This is a genomic window from Niallia sp. Marseille-Q9988 (assembly GCF_976954375.1).
Genome location: NZ_CDRJSZ010000003.1, coordinates 73,986 through 92,525 on the forward strand (window position 1 = coordinate 73,986; position 18,540 = coordinate 92,525).

An 18,540-nucleotide genomic window follows, 5' to 3' on the forward strand; every position below is an offset into this window, starting at 1 on the left:
GGGGGAGTGAACATGAGTATTCCTAATGTGAAAATGGATACGGATTTACCAGTAAATAATGTGGTGATTCCTGTTCAAGAACAGTTGGGGAATGAAGAAAGTTACCTGAAACTAATTACAAAGCGTTTTTTTAAACATAAGCTAGCAGTTGGTGGGCTGATTATTTTTTCATTAATGGTTTTGATTGCAGTCTTTGCTCCAGTAATTGCACCACATAATCCATATTCGGTAGATGGAGAATTTGCGGCACCTCCTTCTGCTGTGAATATCCTTGGTACAGATGAAGTGGGCAGGGATTTGTTTAGTCGCCTATTATATGCTGCTAGAGTTTCCTTATCAGTAGGAGTAGGGGCAGTTGCAATCTATGTTGCCATCGGTACCATTCTAGGAGCGATTGCAGGATACTTTGGAAAATGGGTAGACATGGTCATCATGCGTATTACAGATATATTTATGTCATTTCCGTATTTAATGGTTATTTTAGTCCTTGTAAGTATAATGGGACCTAGTCTTTTTAACGTTATTTTGGTATTGGGCTTGCTTGGTTGGCCGTCAATCGCCAGATTAGTAAGAGGGTGTGTTCTAACAATTAAAGAAATGGATTATATAAAAGCGGGTGTTGCCCTAGGCTATTCAACGCCTAAAATTGTATTTCAGCATATTCTACCAAACTGTATTGCACCTATTTTAGTAAATGCTACATTTGGTATTGCTTCTGCCATTATTATGGAAGCCTCCCTTAGTTTTCTGGGAATGGGCGTTCAGCCTCCAACAGCAAGCTGGGGAAATATGTTAAACGAAGCTCAATCTATAACAGTACTAGCAACGCAGCCCTGGTTATGGATTCCTCCTGGAGTAATGATATTACTTGCCGTTTTATCTATTAACTTTATGGGAGATGGATTAAGGGATGCAATGGATCCGAAGAGCCTTAAATAATGGAGTTTGTTATTTACTAACATTATAGAAAATAGACGGGGGAAAAATCATGAAAAAATTTAAAACAATATTTAGCATGTTTTCCATTGTGATATTATTGTTGCTTTCAGCATGTGCTGGTGCAAATAATACAGCATCAACAAGTGGAGGGTCAAAAGAAAATACGATGTATCTCGGCCTAGTAAATGCTCCAGTAAGCTTTAATCCAATAAACTCTTCTGATATTGCAGCAGCATGGTTAGAAAAGTTTATGTTTGATACTTTCCTAGAAATGACGGCACCACTAGAATTCACACCAAAACTAGCAGAATCGTTTGAGACAGAGGATAATCAAACATTTACAATAAAGATTAATAAGGATGCAAATTGGTCAGATGGCACGCCAGTTACCTCAGCAGACGTTGCCTTTACTTTGAATTTAGTTGCCAATCCAAAGACTGAAACAGCTGTTGGAGCTTATTTAACCCAATTAGACGGGTTAACGGTAAATGGAAAACTTCCAGACGGTGTAACAGAAATACCTTCTTTAACGATTGTTGACGATAAGACAATTCAATTTAAAACAAAGGAACCTGTTGATCCGAATATGGTAAAAGAACAGTTAGGATCAAAATTTATGATTCTACCAGAACATATACTAAAGGACGTAGCACCAGAAAATTTACAAAAAGATCCTTTCATGATGAGTCCAACTGTAACCAATGGACCTTTCAAATTTGTTAAGTATGCGAAAGATCAGTATATCGAATATGCGAAAAATGATGACTACTATTTAGGAGAAGTAGAATTAGATAAATTATTCGTGAAAATCATGCCAGCTGCAAACCTTGTAGCCCAATTACAAACAGGGGAGATTCATATGAATGCAGCCGGAGGTATCGGGAAAATAGCAGTTCAAGATTTTGAAACAGTAGAAGGCTTTGATAATGTAACCACAAAAACAGAGAAAACGTATGGATATCAAAACATGAGTTTTAATATGGATACAATGTCAGACCAAAAAGTGAGACAGGCAATTGCATATGCAATCGACCGTCAAAAGATTGTTGATCAATTGCTGAAAGGGGAAGGAGAAATTATAGACGGACCTTATACGTCTATCAGTCCATACCTGAATAAAGATCTAGAAACATACACATATGATCCAGAAAAGGCGAAGCAACTATTAGAAGAAGCCGGATGGGATTTCGATAAGACGATTGAATTCGTTGTACCAATCGGAAATAAAGTACGTGAGCAATCAGCAAATATTATTGCAGAAAATCTAAAAGCGGTTGGCTTAAAGCTTAATACGACAACGTATGATTTCCCAACTATTATGTCAAAAGCGAAAGCTGGAGATTATGATTTAATGTTAATTGGTTTTACTAATACAATTGATCCAGATTTAACTACGATATATGGTTCAAGTGGATCAAGCAACTACACGAAGTATAACAATCCAAAGGTAGACGAATTACTTGAAAAAGGAAAACAAGAACCAGATACAGAAAAACGTAAACAGATTTATAATGAACTTCAAGAAATTTGGAGTGAAGAACTGCCAATCTTTACATTATATTCTGACTATGACTTTGCAGCAGTATCGAAAGATGTAGCATTTGGAGGACCAAAGATTTTCGGTTTCCATAATGAACTATATAAATGGTCATTGACAGGTGCAAACTAATAAAAAAAGAACGACTGAGCCTATTTTGGCAACGTCGTTCTTTTTTTAGTGAGTAGGGGGATTGCTAGTGATAAGTGTTTAAGTGTAGAAAGGAAAAGAGAGAGCGGCTCTCTAAGCCCGAAAGCGAGAGAAAAGGAGTGACAAGGTAACAGAGAGCCACTCTCTAATCCCTCTTCTTTAAATAAACAATCAAAAGAGTAACAGATAAAAATTCTACATCTTGTTTCAGAATAGATACCGTAATGAGTGGTAACAAAAGTATCTGTAACTGGATAATTATAATCTGATTGCGTGTGGAGACGTCACCAATAAAATAAAACAATGTCTTTCTAGCACAATCTAACGAAAAATTCCCCCTAAATACTCCCGAAATCTTCTTCTGAAGGATGAAAATTAGTGTTTTCTAACTGACTAAAAAGAGGTATGATAAAAATAATGTTTAGTAAACCTAAAGAAATTTCATCGATGGTTGGAAAGGACGGATATTTCAACCAATCAGGACAAAGGCTGGAGGGAATAATGTCAAAAATATTTGGTAGACTTCGAGTATATAAACTAAGTATAACAATTGCTCTTTTTCTTATGTTAACAGAGCTTGCAGTAGAATTAGTTCAACCATTAATCATGGCAAAAATTATTGATGATGGATTGGCTCATCAAGATACAAAAGTTGTCCTAATTTGGGGAGGGCTGCTAATTGTATTTTCCCTTGTAGCCTTTGCTGCGGGAATCATAAATACGTTTTATTCTTCCCATGTTTGTCAGAATTTTGGCTATAGTCTTCGGAATGAGCTATATCAAATCATTCAATATTTTACCTTTTCAAGTAGTAATGTTTTTGCAAGCTCCTCTTTGATTACGAGATTAACTAATGATATTACCCAATTACAAAACACCATATTTATGGGATTGCGATTTTTATTAAGGGCACCACTTTTAATTGTAGGCGGAATCGTTATGTCCTTTCTAGTTAATGTAGAGCTGGCACTAATTCTGGCAGTGACCATTCCATTAATCGTGATTATGTTTATTTGGGTAATCAAAATAGGGAGAAAGCTTTTTCAATCTGTCCAAAAGAAGTTGGATCATGTTAATAGTGTCATGCTTGAAAATTTAACAGCTGTCCGATTGATTCGTGCTTATATACGGAAGCAATTCGAAAGAAATCGTTTTACACAAACAAGTGAAGAGCTAAAAAATCTTACACAAAGAGCATTAAGAATCATGGAAACAACGGTACCGCTTTTACTTTTTGCAATGAATTTATGTATTATTGCGATACTTTGGATTGGTTCTGGGCAAATAAATACTGGTGAAGCTCAGATTGGGGAGGTAGTCGCGGTTATTAACTACACATTAAGGATAACTTCTTCTATTTCTGTAGTCAGTATGTTAGTAATGGTTATCTCCCGCTCAAAGGCTTCAGCAGATCGTATTCAAGAGATTATTGATATAGAAGAAAAGGATACGGATAATCCGGAAGGAAATAGGAATTCAAAAATTAAAGGAAAAATTAATTTTCAACATGTATCCTTTTGTTATCCTTCTAATAAAAAAAACACCATTGGAAATTTGCAATTTACCATTCAGCCAAAAGAAAGAATTGCGATATTAGGAGCGACAGGATCAGGAAAGACAACACTTTTCCAATTGATTCCCAGACTGTATGAACCAACAGAAGGAACGATCTTAATTGATGATAAACGGATCGATTCCTACTCATTAAATGCACTAAGAAAGCAAATAGGCTATGTACCACAGGAATCGATGCTCTTTACTGGAACGATTAAGGAAAATATTATGTGGGGAAATCCCAATGCTACCTTTGATGAGGTGGTGCAAGCTGCAAAGGATGCCCAAATACATGAAACAATTATGTTAATGCCCAATACATACGATACGAGAATTGGGCAAAAGGGAGTTAATTTATCGGGTGGACAAAAACAGCGTCTTTCCATTGCAAGAGCCCTTGTCAGAAAACCAAGTATTCTTCTTTTAGATGACAGTACAAGTGCTTTAGATTTGAAGACAGAAAAAAAACTGCTTGATGCAGTCGCCTCTTATCAATGCACGCTTCTGCTCATTACCCAGAAAGTATCTACTGCTATGAAGGCAGATCGGGTGATGCTAATAGAAAATGGGGAAATTGTAAGCTTTGCTCCCCATGATCAATTATATAAAACAAACAAGCTTTACCAAAAAATAGTCGAATCACAGCTAGGGGAAGGAGAGTGGGAGAATGCAAAGGGAACTAACCGATCCATTTCACTATCCTAAACCTGATATAAAGCCAGATGCTACAGTTGTTAAAAAAGGAAAAAAACCAAAGAATATGGGGAAAACTTTATATCGGTTATGGGCATATCTTGCCCAAAAAAAGGGGTTACTGATTCTTGTTTTAGTGATGGTTGCACTAAGCTGTGCATTAGGTTTATTGGGACCATATGTATTAGGCATGTCTATTGACCGTTTTATTGTAAATAGAAATTTAGATGGATTTACAGGACTGCTACTATTCCTTGGCTGTATTTATTTTCTTAATTCCATTGCATTATTTTTACAAAGCTATTGGATGATTGGAATATCACAAACAACTGTTTTTCAGCTAAGAGCAAATTTATTTCATCAATTTCATGAATTACCGATAAGTTATTTTGACAAAAAACAGCATGGGGAACTAATGAGCCGTGTTACCAATGATATTGAAAACGTAAGCTCCACCTTAAATAGCTCTGTTATTCAAATCTTTTCTAGTATAATCACTTTAATCGGGACCGTAGTGGTGATGTTTATACTAAGCCCGTTGTTAACGGTTCTGACTTTAATAATTGTTCCAGTAATGTTTTTGGGGATGAAATGGATAACAAGCAGAACGAGTGTGTTATTTAAGGAGCAGCAAAAGAACTTAGGTGACTTAAATGGATTTATCGAGGAATCCATTTCTGGTCAAAAAATCATAAAAACATTTTCCCTAGAGAAAAAAATGATTAATGATATGAAAGAAAAAAGTGATAAACTTAAGAATTCTGCTTTTTGGGCACAAGTATATTCAGGATTTATTCCAAAGCTAATGAATATGTTAAATAATGCTAGCTATGCGATTATTGTTGGAGTTGGCGGGCTGTTAGCACTGAAGTCAGGTGCTGTATCAATTGGAGTAATTGTTATTTTCGTAGAATATTCAAGACAATTCACTCGGCCATTGAATGATTTATCTAACCAATTTAATACTTTACTATCTGCAATTGCTGGTGCGGAAAGAGTATTTGAGGTATTAGATGAGGAAAGAGAAGAAGAAGATGAGAAAACGGCAAGCGAAATAAAAGAGACAAAGGGAGAAGTTCAATTCAAGCAAGTTTCCTTTTCTTATGAGACAGATAAGGAAATATTGAAGGATATTAACTTTAAAGTAAATCCTGGCGAGACAATCGCTTTTGTTGGACCAACAGGAGCAGGAAAAACTACGATTATCCAGCTTATTACGAGATTTTATGATGCAACAACTGGAAGTATATTGGTGGATGGTCATGATATAACAAAAATAAAAAGAGAAAGCCTCCGTTCACATATGGGATTTGTCCTTCAGGATAATTATTTATTTGAAGGAACGATACGGGAAAATATTCGATACGGCAGACTGAACGCAACCGATAAGGAAGTCGAGGATGCAGCAAAAATGGCGAATGCTCATGGCTTTATTGAACATCTCCCAGATGGGTATGATACGATTCTTTCTGCAAATGGAAATGGAATAAGTCAGGGGCAAAAACAATTGTTATCGATATCACGAGCAATCCTAGCTGATCCGTCCATTCTTATTCTCGATGAAGCCACAAGCAGTATTGATACCATTACAGAAGTGAAAATACAAGAGGCTTTAAAGCGCTTGATGAAAGGGAAAACTAGTTTTGTTGTTGCCCATCGGCTTAATACGATTAAACACGCAGATATGATCCTTGTCTTAGATAAGGGAATGATTATCGAAAAAGGTTCTCATGATGAATTATTGAAAACAAGAGGATTTTATTATGAACTACATCAAAATCAGTTTTCAGAAGCAGCAGAATAGTATTTTTATAAACGGAATTTTCATCTAATACACCGGTTGGTCAGTAAGGCTATTAAGCTTATTGAACAGTATTTCCCTTTCTTAATGTCTTGTATATAAAGGTTAAAGGGAGTACTGTTTCTTTTTTAATAAAAAATAGTATTGGATATAAATGATATTTGACTGACCGGTCATTTTGGTTTACTATATAAATATATTCGGTGCAAGTCAACACCCGAAAATAGCTCGAATTATATAAAGGTGGATGTTGAAAATGAAAACAATTGACCAAATTATTGAGTTTTTAAAGAGTATCGGAGTAGACGCAGAAAAGGTTTATCGGAATCCAAAGGAGACTTACTAGTAGATGGAAAGCGTAAAACACCTCAAAACATATATGGAAGATAATCATTTTGATTTAAATGAATTATCAAATGAACTAAATGAATGGAAAAATAGCTTAATCATATACAACTTTGCTCTAGACGAGATAAATACGAAATTAAAAATTATAAATGAAGAATTTCAATTTATTCATAATCATAATCCGATTGAACATATAAAATCGCGCATTAAGGATCCAAGAGGAATCATGCAGAAGTTACATCGGAAAGGACATGCAATTTCAATTGAAAACGCGAAGAAATATATACACGATATTGCTGGAGTCCGTATTACATGTTCATTTATATCGGATATTTATGAAGTTTTTAACATTATAGAAAAACAGAATGATATTAAGGTCCTACAGGTGAAGGATTATATAAAAAATCCAAAAGCCAATGGCTATAAAAGCTTACATTTAATCATCAGTATTCCTGTATTCTTAAGTACTGGTATGCAAGAAGTATGTGTCGAAATTCAAATTAGAACAATCGCGATGGATTTCTGGGCAAGCCTAGAGCATAAAATCTATTATAAATTTGATAAAGATGTTCCTAGACATTTGCTTAATGAATTAAAGGAAGCAGCAGATGCAGCACATGAATTAGATGTGAAAATGAAGAAAATTAAAGACCGAGTCGATATTTTTCAAACTGTTGGTAAACAACAAACGTTAATATAAGTTGAGGGAGGAAGCTTCTTAAGGGACGCTTCCCCTTTTTTATTGAGGGTGATCCAAAGTAAGCGCACCCCATCAAAAATATATATTACCTCAATAAAAAAGGTTTCATATCAATTTTTCAGTAAATAATTTATAATAAGAAGACATATTTTAAAGTTAGATGCAATTCGTCTAACTTTTTTAAAAGGAGAACGAAATGAAAGAACAGCAATTTTGGAATACATTTAAACCATTTATACAGCAGAACTGGGAGAAAGCGAATTTTAAACACGCGACATCTATCCAAGCACAATCCATACCACTTATATTGGAGGGAAAAGATGTAATTGCTGAATCCCCAACAGGAACGGGAAAAACACTAGCTTATTTATTGCCAGTTATAAATAAAATTGATACGGACTCAAAGAATATCCAGGCGATTTGTCTTGCTTCTTCTCAAGAGCTTGTTATGCAAATTTTGGCAGAAGTACAAAAATGGGGAGAGGGTAGCGGTATTCGTTCGGCTTCGTTTATTGGTGGAGCCAATGTAAAAAGACAATTAGAAAAGCTGAAAAAACACCCTCATCTTGTTATTTGTACACCTGGAAGAGCGTTAGAGCTGATTAAACAGAAAAAATTGAAAATGCACGAAGTAAAAACAGTTGTACTAGATGAAGCGGACCAATTATTGGTATCAGAGCATATTGAATCTGTCCGACAAATTGTAAAAGCCACTTTAAAAGATAGACAAGTTGTCTTATTCTCTGCAACCTTACCAAAACATACAGAAGATATTGCCAAGGAACTTGTTCAAGATGCAGAAATTATCCGTGTGAAAAAAGATAAGGTGATTGATGCAGCAGAAGTGGAGCATATTTATTTTCAAGCAGAATATCGAGATAAGGTAAAACTTTTAGAGCCAATCTCTCGTTTGAACAATGCGAAAATTCTTGTGTTCGTAAAAGATATTGGCAATTTAAATGTAATTCATGAAAAATTGACCTATAAAAATATTCAAACGAGTATTTTGCATTCTGATTTGAATAAGATGGAGCGTCAGAAATCATTAAAAGATTTCCGAGATGGAAAGCGTAATATGCTGCTAGCAACAGATGTGGCAGCTAGAGGGCTTGATATTCAAAATATCACGCATGTGGTCCATTATGATTTAGCTACTGATCAGACACAGTATATTCATCGTTCCGGTAGAACGGGGAGATTTGGTGCATCAGGAGTGGTAGTTAGCTTAGTTACAGAAAGAGAAGAAAGAGAACTGAAGCAAATGGCTAAAAAGCTAAACTTAAGATTATCACGTAAAAGCTTTTATCATGGGGAAATCATTGATTATCAAATGAGAGAAAAAAAGAAATAATACCATTTCAATATAAAGCTGTCATTAATCCAAAAAATTGGGTAGATGACAGCTTTTTTATTTGGCAAAAGGGTAAGGGGTGGCAAGCCTAAACAGACTAATCTTAGATAAAAAATGAAAAATTAGGCATAAAAATGGAGAAATTTCACAAGATAATACCATTAATAAACAAAGCACTTAAAGGAAGGGTTAAATGGTAACTTTTGCTTATCTATTAATATTTACATCTATGGGTATTTTGACCGTTGGCTTAGATATTATTGTGTTTCATGAAGGGTTTATGAAATGTTTTAAAAAAATTTATGAGGCGGAAGTTGGGGCAGGTGCAATTACAATTGTATTTACTGCAATATTTGGCTTCGTTTGGTCTGTCATTGTGGATTTTCGTTTATGGAAAAATAAAAAAAGGGAAAGCAGAAGATACTAGGATGAACATTATCTAATTATTTGAGTGTATTTGCTAAAAGATTCTGTTTTGTTCAAAGTATTCAGGCTAATTCGGTAAGGTAACAGTCTAATAAATAGAAGCAAGGTAGATTTATTGGAAGTACGAATCCTATCCCAACAAAAAGAGACATCGAAGGAAGAGGAAATTCTGAAAAAACCGACTGATGGAAGGATCACTTGATCTAGATTAAGAGACCACTTTTAAATAGCGGATTAATTTTTAGTGTGCTTTCACTCTTAGAAGAAGGGTACAACTACACAGTCTTGGAAAGCAAACTTAGAACATCACAAGGTATATATAAGTACATGTTTTTTAATTGTATACATAAGGAACCAAGGCGCTTGCGCTTTTCTAAAAGGAAGTGTGTAACAGCATGTTAAAAGAAAATATTTCGTTAACTCAATTGGCTGCAGTAATTTTTAATTTCCAAATTGGTAGTACGATTGTCATTGGCCTTGGATTAAAAGCGAAGGAGGATGCATGGATTGTTCTTCTGATTGCTTTAGGGTTAGGCATAATTATAACCATGTTTTTTATTTATATGATGACTTTGGCACCGGGGAAAAATTTATTTGAGTTGTTTGAGTATTGTTTTACGCGGCCAGTTGCCATTGGCCTCAGTTTTGTTTATGCCACTTACTTTTTTTACTATAGTTGTCGTATTATTAGGGACTTTGGAGAGTTAATTGCAAGTACGGTACTTCCTATAACACCAATTGAAGTATCGACAATCATGCTTGTCATTGTGATGGGATATATTATGTATATGGGATTGGAAGTTCTTGCTAGAACTGCAGAGATCTTTACTCCATATGCCTTTATCTTTATCCTACTTTTATTTATTTTTTTGTATGCAGGCAATAACTTCGATTTTTCCAATATTCGACCAATATTAAAGGATGGGTTTAAGCCACTATGGAGTATTATTTTTCCCTATGAAATTGTTCGACCCTATGGCCAATTGATTATTCTAACCTACATATTGAGCAATGTTTCAAATGCCAAATACAGCAAGAAAATAATTATTTATAGTGTACTTATATCAAGCCTTGCTGGTAACGTCGATGATGATTGTTTTGTCTCTAGGACATGATATTGCCTTGCGCTCCAATTTTGCATTATTGAGTGCTGCCCGGCTTGTATCAATTGGCAATTTTTTGCAGCGGATAGATGCAATTGTTGTTTTCTGTATGATGCTAGGAACACTCGTGAAAAGCTGTATCTATATTTATGGGGGATTAAAGGCTTTGGAATATATTTTTAATCAAACATTTCGATATTTTGCCTTTCCAATGGTATGCGTGGTTGGTGTTTTTACAACCTTAATTGCTCGGAATTATTCCGATCATATGAATGAAGGGTTGCAGTCTAATCCTTACCTACTACATATTCCTCTGCAATTTGGCTTACCATCACTAATGGTGCTTATTATGATGATTAAGCATTGGAACAAATCTAATACTAGGAAAAAGGTTAATAGAGATTATAGCGAACACGGTTCATAAAAAGTGCGATTGATTATAAAGAAGATACCATTTCGGATGAAGTGATGCTTAAATGCCAACTAGCAATGAAATAGCTGATTTAAATACTGGATGAAAATTATAACCAATAAGGTGCTGAATGATTATGTTGACAGAAAAACTATCTTTAACACAAATATTTACGATGATTATCAATTTCCTTCTTGGAAGCTCTATCGTAGTTGGCATAGGAATGGAAGCCAAGAGAGATGCGTGGCTGGTTGTTTTAATTGGAATGTTTATCGGCTTACTTATTATGAATTTTTATCTTTATTTCATGTCATTGCTACCGGGAAAAAATATATATGAGATAATCGAATATTGTTTTTCTCGAAAAGTTGCAGTTATTCTTGCTCTTGTTTATCTAAGTTACTCAACTTTCGCACCAAAAAAATAAGTGCAAATCGTTAGTTGTATTGCGTCTATGGTCTATTAAATATGTTGCTTGACAGTGTTTAATAAAATGAAATAACACCTCATTCTTTGGTATAGTGTAATTGTAGAGAAAACACTACCATACAGAAGAGGTGCTCCCTATATGATAGACCAAAATAGCCAAAACAATCAACTACCAAAAGAACTTAATTCGGTTTTTTCTGAGCTTGAAATGAATAAACACCTGCGCCAAGCAGGAATTAAAAAATCCTTCGGTTTCAGCTGTTCCTACTTATTTCAGCTTGTTTTCTGTTTGATTTTCCAGCACAAAAATTGGTTTTCACTTCTTGATTCAAAGAAAGCCGATCAGTTTCCAGCCAAAGATGCCGTCTATCGCTTTTTAAACCAATCAACTTTTAATTGGCGCCGTTTCTTACTACTGTTGAGCATTTTTACTATTCAAAAGGTGACTCGCCTTACGAATAAAGAGCGTCCAAAAGTACTGATTATCGATGATTCTGCGTATGACCGAAATCGTAGTAAAAAGGTAGAGCTTCTCGCTCGTTGTTTTGATCATGCTTCCCTGAAAATGCGTTTCTTTAAGGGGTTTCGTATGCTCACTTTGGGCTGGTCAGATGGCTATACATTTATGCCAATTGACTTTTCTTTAGTCAGTTCAAAAAAGTCTCAAATCAATGGTATCTCTGAAAAAATTGATAAACGTACTTGTGGATACAAGCGTCGAGAAAATGCATTACAAACTGAGCCTGAACAAGTTCCTGACATGATTAAACGTGCATTAGCCAATGGGATAGATGCAAGTTATGTCCTTATGGATTCTTGGTTTACATTGCCACCACTTGTAAAGTCTATTGTGGATCAAGGATTAGACGTAATTGGTATGGTCAAAGAAACAAAACAACGTTATAACGTAAACGGGGAGATGGTTTCTTTAAAGCAACTATACCACCTAGCTGGACCCATTCAATCCAAGAAAGGAATTCTTCGTTCCATCCATACGATGATGGCTAATGGAACACCAATTAAAGTGGTATTCATTCAAAACAGAAATAAGAAAAGCGACTGGCTTGCCATCCTCAGCACAGACTGCACTCTTTCAGAACAGGAGATCGTCCGAATCTATGGAATGCGCTGGGATATCGAGGTATTCTTTAAGGCGGCCAAATCTCTTTTGAAACTTGAAAAAGAATTCCAAAGCCGTTCATATGACGCGCTTATTTGCCATACAACGATTGTGTTTTCTCGTTTTATCGTTCTGTCGTGGCAGAATCGCTGTAATACCGATCAACGCACAATAGGTGGTCTGTTTTACGAATTATGCGATGAAGTAAATGAACTTGATTGGGCTGTCGCATTACAGCAATTGATCGAGCTTCTTCAAGATGCACTTAAACAAACGAATAAGAAAATCAAAAAAATAATTCAAAGTCAACTTGAACAGTGGATCGCTGGCCTTCCTAATTATATCAAGGCTTATTTGCCGATATCACTCTGCGAAAGTTGAGTAAGTTATTTTATCTATATTTCTGCAAGGGTTATTAGAGACTTTGGGGAACTAATCACAACTGCCATTCTTCCTGCAACACCTATCGAATTTACGATATTTACGCTCATGTTAGTAATTGGCTATATATTGTATCTAGGAATTGAGGTTTTAGGGAGAACGGCAGAGATATTTAGCCCCTATATGTTTGTATTTGTATTCTTGCTGTTTATTTTATTATACGCTGGAGGCAAAATAAATCTTACGAATATACAGCCAATTCTTAGCAGTGGAATAATGGAAGTTATTAAATCGACCATACCTTCGATTATTGCATTTCCTTATGGAGAGCTTATAGCATTTACGGTTATTTTAGCAAATATAGGAGACTTTAAAGCGGCTAGAAAGGTATGTTTAATAAGTGTATTTATTGCTAGTGTAATCTTATTGTCCTCTGTTTTTCTCATCATTGCTACATTAGGAGAAAATACTGCAACCCGCGCAAATTTCCCATTATTGATTGCTGCAAGGCTTGTTAGCATTGGTGAGTTTCTTGAAAGAATAGATGTGTTAGTTGTGTTTATTATGATGCTAGGAATATTGATCAAAAGTTCAGTGTTTTTATATGGAGGCTTAAAAGGAATAGAGTATATTTTTAAGATTCCATTTCGCTATTTTGCAATGCCGGTATCCTGTATAGTAGCGATGTTTTCAATCTTTATTACGATAGATTTTTCCGATCATTTGGTAGAAGGATTACATGTAGGTATATTTCTACTCCATCTTCCACTTCAATTTGGATTTCCTATTTTGATTGTGTTTGTACTGTTAATAAAAAAATGGAAGGAACAAAGGAATGAAAAAAGTCCTGCGGTAATATGTCAAGTACCAAAATCTAAGGAATTGGAAATTGTAAGCCAACCAATACCTAAAAAAGACAATACTTAAGAAACCCAGTAAGATATTAAACCATTTACTGGAAAATATTGAAGGATTTAGGATGTTTTATCCTTTAGTTATTCACCTTCCTTCTTGGCGTGTAGACTTGATCGTTGCGTAGCAGCGCATCGACCAACCGCACAAGTTTTCTTGCCGTTAAGACGAGTGCTCTTTTGTGTTGATGCTTAGGAACCTCACGATATTTTTTCAGGTAGTATGCCCGAAATTCAGGTTCATTTCGTTGAACCGAGTTGGCAGCTTCAACAAGGTAATAACGAAGAAATCTATTTCCTGAACGTATCATTTTGGTTTCCTCAGCTTGGAACTTTCCTGATTGATTCTTGGACCATGTAAGTCCACTATATTTGGCAATGGAAGCTTGGTTATCAAAGCGATCAATTTGTCCAATTTCGGCTAAAATACCAGCGGTATAGACTGGGCCTATTCCTGGAATCGTCTGTAAGGTATTAGGGATACCTTCTAGAAGCTTTTGGATGGCTTTGTCAAGTTCTTTAATCTGTTTAGTTATACTACGGATGGACTCTATTGAAGTCCCTAATAATAGGTCGATAGAATCTTCCACACACTTTGATAATCGGTAGGAAGATCTCGCAGCCTTTTGAATGGATTTCGCCACACACTCGGCGTCAGTAAAGCGATTTTTGCCCTTATCTTGAAGATAATTCGCAAGTTCTTGAAGATCCATTGAGCTAATTTCATCTAAGCTATATTGTTCAAGAAATAGCTCTAACATGGCATTTCCAAAAACCGAACTATCCACTTCAGTCGTAAAGGAACTACACTTATAAAATAAGTGTTGCAGAAAATATTGCTTTTCTCGCGTTAGGTTGTGAACGAGATGATATCTCATTCTTGTCAACCTTTGAAGAGCAATAAATTGTTCCTGCATCACCGCCGTTAGTGGAAGACGTCCAAACCGTAAGCGATCTGCAATAATCCAAGCATCGACTTGGTCTGTTTTATCCAGGTCAACATATGACTCTTTAAATTTTTTAATTAGTTTTGGATTAATAGTAAAGACTGTTGTTTTAAATTCTTTAAGAGATTCATCCTCGTGAAAAAACATAGCAGGATGCCAACTATAGACTGAAGTGGCCTCCATCCCGATTTGAATCTCGGAAATTGAGTTACTTTGGGCTATCTTGACAATCTGATCTTTCAGATAAGATGCCCCAGTCAAATTGTTGTCAACAGTGAGAGCAGTTAATGCTTCTCCTTCAAAATTCATGACACAAGCTTTCATATCTTGAGAGCTAACGTCTATTCCAACAAATAATTTCATGGTGGCTAACCTCCTTTCAATCTAGGATCAAGGGAAGGACTCTTCGGGATATCCCCAGTGTACTTGTCGGTCAATCACCCTCGCGTATTAGAACTCACTTTGGTCCATGAGCTGCCTGGAAGCTGCAACTTCCAGCATGGGCTGCCAAAGGGAACAGCCTGCGGGTTAGAAGTTCGAACAAGGACTGGGGAGACAGACTTTTGTAGTAGTCAAAGCTACAGGAGATGATAGAAATCCCCCAAATGATCCTAAGACCATTATCTAGGGACATCACGAAAAGTCCACCCTTTGGAAAACTTTTTCAGATAGTGGGGGGCTAGCCCCCCACTATCTGAACTAACATCTATAGAATTATCAAAGAACAATATTTTAATTGGAAATTACCTCGAAAGAGGACTATAAACTTACTATACGAGGGAGATAAGAGCATGAATTATTTTAAAAAGATACTGTCTATAAATAGTAAAAAAGAAATACCCTCCGATGTAGTTCCAACAAAAGCAAAAGAGATAGGCTTAGATAAATTAACATTTGAAGAGCTAAAATTAGAAATTAATAAAACCTTTGGGAATACGGCTGATTTGCAGTCTGATGACATTCGTGTAGGTAAAAGCGATGGACGTATTTACTATTTAGAAACAGTAGTTAATACAGAAATGTTAAAAGAAATGTTAGGAAATACGTTAGAGAATTCAGTGGATAAAGATATTGTCATAGAAACAGTAGAAGATTTGCATAATCTAAGTAAAAGAAGCTTTGGGGTATCAGGATATAAATTATTGAAAACGGTGAATGAAATTGTTTCTTCTCTCTTGGAAGGCAGAATTGTGATTGTTTTCAGAGGAGTTGGGCAGGCGCTTAGTTTAAATTATATAAACAGTGAAGGGAGAGCGGTAGCAGAGCCTACTACACAAACAGTAGTAAGGGGACCAAAAGACTCTTTTGTAGAGGATGCCTCAACCAATATAAATTTAATAAGAAAAAGAATACGAAACCATCATTTGCGTTTTGAGAAATTTATGCTTGGAAACGAAACGCGGACAAATGTTTATATGGGTTATATGTATTCTATTGCAAATGAAAAAATAGTAAACGAGGTGCGTTCAAGACTAAATAAGATTGATATTTCTGCCGTGTTTGAGTCTGCAAATGTCGAGGAATTAATTATAGATAAAAGCTTGACGGTCTTTCCACTTGCTATGAATACAGAGCGTCCAGATGCAGTAGCAACTTATTTAATGGATGCGAAGATTGTCATTATAATTGACGGCTCCCCTTTTGTATTAATAGTTCCAGCTGTTCTTACTGATTTTTTTACATCTCCAGAAGATAACTATCAAAACTATTTTATGAGTAGCTTTGTTCGGATGATCCGCTATTTGTCCTTTATGATTGGCTTAATTATGCCGTCCGCTTATGTAGGTGTATTGACCTTTCACCCAGAACTTTTACCAACCACTTTACTATTAAGTGTTATTGCTCAACGGGAAGATGTTCCTTTTCCAGCAGTAGTAGAGGTATTTATTATGGAGATTACATTTGAAATTTTAAGAGAAGCAGGGGTAAGGATGCCACGGGCTGTAGGTCAAACGGTTTCTATTGTTGGTGCATTAGTTATCGGACAGGCTGCGGCTGAAGCAGGAATTATTTCAAACATTATGGTTATCATTGTTGCGATAACGGCGATTGCTAATTTCGTATTCCCGAATTATAACTTTGCAAATGCATCGAGACTTATTCGATTCGTTCTTATCATTGTTGCATCAGTATTAGGCTTATATGGTGTTCTTTTAGTGCTTGTATTTATGGTTGCTCATTTAAGTTCCCTTCGTTCTTTTGGAGTTCCATATTTAGCTCCAGTTGCTCCATTTATCGTTGAAGATCAAAAAGATGTATTTGTCCGATTTCCACTGTGGGCAATTAGTAAGAGACCATCCTATTTAAGTCCGAATATAAAAAATAAGCAAAAGCCCCAAGGATCTCCGTCTCCTCCTAAGCATGAAGGTGGGGACAAAAAGTGAAAAGAATCGCTGTCTTTCTATGTATACTAAACTGTTTATTTCTATTAACAGGCTGTTGGGATAGAAAGGAATTATCAGAAATTAAATTAGTAGCAGGGATGGCAATTGATAAAGGGGAGGATGGGAAGTATAAAGTGACAGTAGAGGCGTTGAATGCTGCTGAATTAAACACCCAATCTTCAGCTGGGAATGCGCCTACGGTAGTTGAAGGGATTGAAGGGGATTCTATCTCAGAAATTACCCATCTTTTTAATGAATATTATGCACAGATTTTAATATATTCTCATATGAAAGTGCTCGTAATCAGTGAGGAAGTAGCAAGTGCAGGAAGACTGGATTTTATTGATTTTTTGGAAAGAAATAGAGAGATAAGAGATGACTTTAACATTATTATCGCTAAAGATGGGAAAGCAGAAGATATTTTAAAAATAGCTGCCCATTATAGAAAGGCATCTTCTTTAAAGCTATCTCCACAATTGGATCATTTGATGGAAGACTGGGGAGGAGACCCTGGAATGAACATTATTAATTTTATCTCTGAACTTAATTTGGAAGGAAAAGAACCAGTGCTTGCTACCGTAAGGCTAAAAGGAGATGTTGAAAAGGGGATGAGTATGAAAAATATTCAGAAGGTAACCCCTGATGCAATTGTTGTGGTAGACTCACTGGCGATTTTTAAAGATGGTAAGTTAGTGGGGTTTCTGAGCTTAGAGGATACTAGGAATTATTTATGGACGAGGAATGATATAAAGACTACTTCTTTGACACTCGAATGCAAAAAGGGAGACTTTAGCGCGATTCGAGTAACAGAATCGCAAACAGAAGTAACGTCTAAGATGAAGAACGGTAAGCCTTTTTTTCATGTAAGTATAAAAGCAGAAGGATTTATTGAAGGAACTCAATGTTATAATAACGTGGAAAAGCTTGGAACGATTGCTAAATATGAAAAGTTAATCAATGAAACTTTTTCAAAAAAAATAACAGATACCATTACAAAGGTCCAAAAACAATACCAAGCGGATATTTTTGGATTCGGAGAAGTAATGAGAAGGCAAGATTTTAATTCTTTTATGAAAGTAAAAGATAACTGGAGTGAAGAATTTGCTTCAGGAGATGTAAAAGTAGATATGGATTTTGTTTTAAGAAGGTCTGGAATACGTTCTAAGAGCTTTTTAACCGAGACGGAAAAATAAACAGGAAGCATAGAAAAAACTGGTCATGGCGAACAGTTTTTTCTATGCTTTTTTTGGATTAGCTCCCTCTAAGACTAAAGTTGTAGAGGAAAATCAAGCTAAGGCACGTTATGAAAAAAACAAGGGAAAGGTAACATAGTAGATAAGAAAGGAGCGAAAAT

At 35.6% G+C, this 18,540-nt stretch carries 13 protein-coding genes and 1 pseudogene; 13 read left to right on the forward strand and 1 reads right to left on the reverse strand.

The window, feature by feature from the left end; all coding sequences use genetic code 11:
- The first annotated feature begins 12 nt into the window (after nucleotides 1-12).
- From opp4C to ACWNMZ_RS04600, 11 genes and pseudogenes are all read left to right on the forward strand, one after another.
- Nucleotides 13-939 carry an oligopeptide ABC transporter permease gene (gene opp4C, locus ACWNMZ_RS04550; RefSeq protein WP_251627729.1) on the forward strand — a complete coding sequence of 309 codons (927 nt, stop codon included), beginning with the start codon at nucleotides 13-15 and terminating at the stop codon, nucleotides 937-939.
- Nucleotides 940-988: 49 nt separating this feature from the next.
- Nucleotides 989-2,608 carry an ABC transporter substrate-binding protein gene (locus ACWNMZ_RS04555; protein WP_251627727.1) on the forward strand — a complete coding sequence of 540 codons (1,620 nt, stop codon included), beginning with the start codon at nucleotides 989-991 and terminating at the stop codon, nucleotides 2,606-2,608.
- A 519-nt stretch (nucleotides 2,609-3,127) separates the two neighbouring features.
- Entirely contained in the window at nucleotides 3,128-4,885 is a 1,758-nt protein-coding gene (locus ACWNMZ_RS04560; protein WP_251627725.1) for an ABC transporter ATP-binding protein, read from the forward strand.
- Nucleotides 4,848-6,677: an ABC transporter ATP-binding protein gene (locus tag ACWNMZ_RS04565; protein ID WP_449598290.1), complete on the forward strand. Its 1,830-nt coding sequence runs from the start codon at nucleotides 4,848-4,850 to the stop codon at nucleotides 6,675-6,677. Before ACWNMZ_RS04560 ends, ACWNMZ_RS04565 begins: the two co-directional genes overlap by 38 nt.
- Nucleotides 6,678-7,023: 346 nt before the next feature.
- Nucleotides 7,024-7,722, forward strand: a complete 699-nt coding sequence (locus tag ACWNMZ_RS04570) for a GTP pyrophosphokinase (RefSeq protein WP_031539551.1) — start codon at nucleotides 7,024-7,026, stop codon at nucleotides 7,720-7,722.
- 196 nt (nucleotides 7,723-7,918) lie between these two features.
- Nucleotides 7,919-9,073: a DEAD/DEAH box helicase gene (locus ACWNMZ_RS04575; RefSeq protein WP_031540218.1), complete on the forward strand. Its 1,155-nt coding sequence runs from the start codon at nucleotides 7,919-7,921 to the stop codon at nucleotides 9,071-9,073.
- 193 nt (nucleotides 9,074-9,266) lie between these two features.
- On the forward strand, nucleotides 9,267-9,500 hold the full coding sequence (locus ACWNMZ_RS04580) for a hypothetical protein (RefSeq protein WP_284561467.1): 234 nt from the start codon (nucleotides 9,267-9,269) through the stop codon (nucleotides 9,498-9,500).
- A gap of 394 nt (nucleotides 9,501-9,894) precedes the next feature.
- Nucleotides 9,895-11,026 (forward strand): annotated as a pseudogene (locus ACWNMZ_RS04585) (GerAB/ArcD/ProY family transporter).
- A 124-nt stretch (nucleotides 11,027-11,150) separates the two neighbouring features.
- Nucleotides 11,151-11,441: a GerAB/ArcD/ProY family transporter gene (locus ACWNMZ_RS04590; protein WP_449598291.1), complete on the forward strand. Its 291-nt coding sequence runs from the start codon at nucleotides 11,151-11,153 to the stop codon at nucleotides 11,439-11,441.
- A 141-nt stretch (nucleotides 11,442-11,582) separates the two neighbouring features.
- Nucleotides 11,583-12,944 (forward strand): IS4 family transposase, encoded by a 1,362-nt coding sequence (locus ACWNMZ_RS04595; RefSeq protein ID WP_449598292.1) that lies wholly within the window; start codon nucleotides 11,583-11,585, stop codon nucleotides 12,942-12,944.
- A 12-nt stretch (nucleotides 12,945-12,956) separates the two neighbouring features.
- Nucleotides 12,957-13,871, forward strand: a complete 915-nt coding sequence (locus tag ACWNMZ_RS04600; RefSeq protein WP_449598483.1) for a GerAB/ArcD/ProY family transporter — start codon at nucleotides 12,957-12,959, stop codon at nucleotides 13,869-13,871.
- A 64-nt stretch (nucleotides 13,872-13,935) separates the two neighbouring features.
- Here the strand turns inward: ACWNMZ_RS04600 and ACWNMZ_RS04605 are convergent, their stop codons facing one another.
- Nucleotides 13,936-15,165 (reverse strand): IS110 family RNA-guided transposase, encoded by a 1,230-nt coding sequence (locus ACWNMZ_RS04605; protein WP_031540352.1) that lies wholly within the window; start codon nucleotides 15,163-15,165, stop codon nucleotides 13,936-13,938.
- A 428-nt stretch (nucleotides 15,166-15,593) separates the two neighbouring features.
- Between ACWNMZ_RS04605 and ACWNMZ_RS04610 the strand changes: the two genes are divergently transcribed.
- Complete coding sequence (locus ACWNMZ_RS04610; RefSeq protein WP_449598293.1) at nucleotides 15,594-17,186, forward strand: spore germination protein; 1,593 nt, start codon at nucleotides 15,594-15,596, stop codon at nucleotides 17,184-17,186.
- The gene (locus ACWNMZ_RS04615) at nucleotides 17,183-18,379 is read left to right on the forward strand and encodes a Ger(x)C family spore germination protein (protein ID WP_031537386.1); all 1,197 of its coding nucleotides are present in this window, start codon (nucleotides 17,183-17,185) and stop codon (nucleotides 18,377-18,379) included. The genes ACWNMZ_RS04610 and ACWNMZ_RS04615 overlap by 4 nt, the downstream gene beginning before the upstream one ends.
- Nucleotides 18,380-18,540: the final 161 nt, after the last annotated feature.

Coding starts and splice junctions, on each gene's coding strand:
- opp4C (WP_251627729.1), top strand. CDS start 13: ATGAGTATTCCTAATGTGAAAATGGATACGGATTTACCAGTAAATAAT.
- ACWNMZ_RS04555 (WP_251627727.1), top strand. CDS start 989: ATGAAAAAATTTAAAACAATATTTAGCATGTTTTCCATTGTGATATTA.
- ACWNMZ_RS04560 (WP_251627725.1), top strand. CDS start 3,128: ATGTCAAAAATATTTGGTAGACTTCGAGTATATAAACTAAGTATAACA.
- ACWNMZ_RS04565 (WP_449598290.1), top strand. CDS start 4,848: ATGCAAAGGGAACTAACCGATCCATTTCACTATCCTAAACCTGATATA.
- ACWNMZ_RS04570 (WP_031539551.1), top strand. CDS start 7,024: ATGGAAAGCGTAAAACACCTCAAAACATATATGGAAGATAATCATTTT.
- ACWNMZ_RS04575 (WP_031540218.1), top strand. CDS start 7,919: ATGAAAGAACAGCAATTTTGGAATACATTTAAACCATTTATACAGCAG.
- ACWNMZ_RS04580 (WP_284561467.1), top strand. CDS start 9,267: ATGGTAACTTTTGCTTATCTATTAATATTTACATCTATGGGTATTTTG.
- ACWNMZ_RS04590 (WP_449598291.1), top strand. CDS start 11,151: ATGTTGACAGAAAAACTATCTTTAACACAAATATTTACGATGATTATC.
- ACWNMZ_RS04595 (WP_449598292.1), top strand. CDS start 11,583: ATGATAGACCAAAATAGCCAAAACAATCAACTACCAAAAGAACTTAAT.
- ACWNMZ_RS04605 (WP_031540352.1), bottom strand. CDS start 15,165: ATGAAATTATTTGTTGGAATAGACGTTAGCTCTCAAGATATGAAAGCT.
- ACWNMZ_RS04610 (WP_449598293.1), top strand. CDS start 15,594: ATGAATTATTTTAAAAAGATACTGTCTATAAATAGTAAAAAAGAAATA.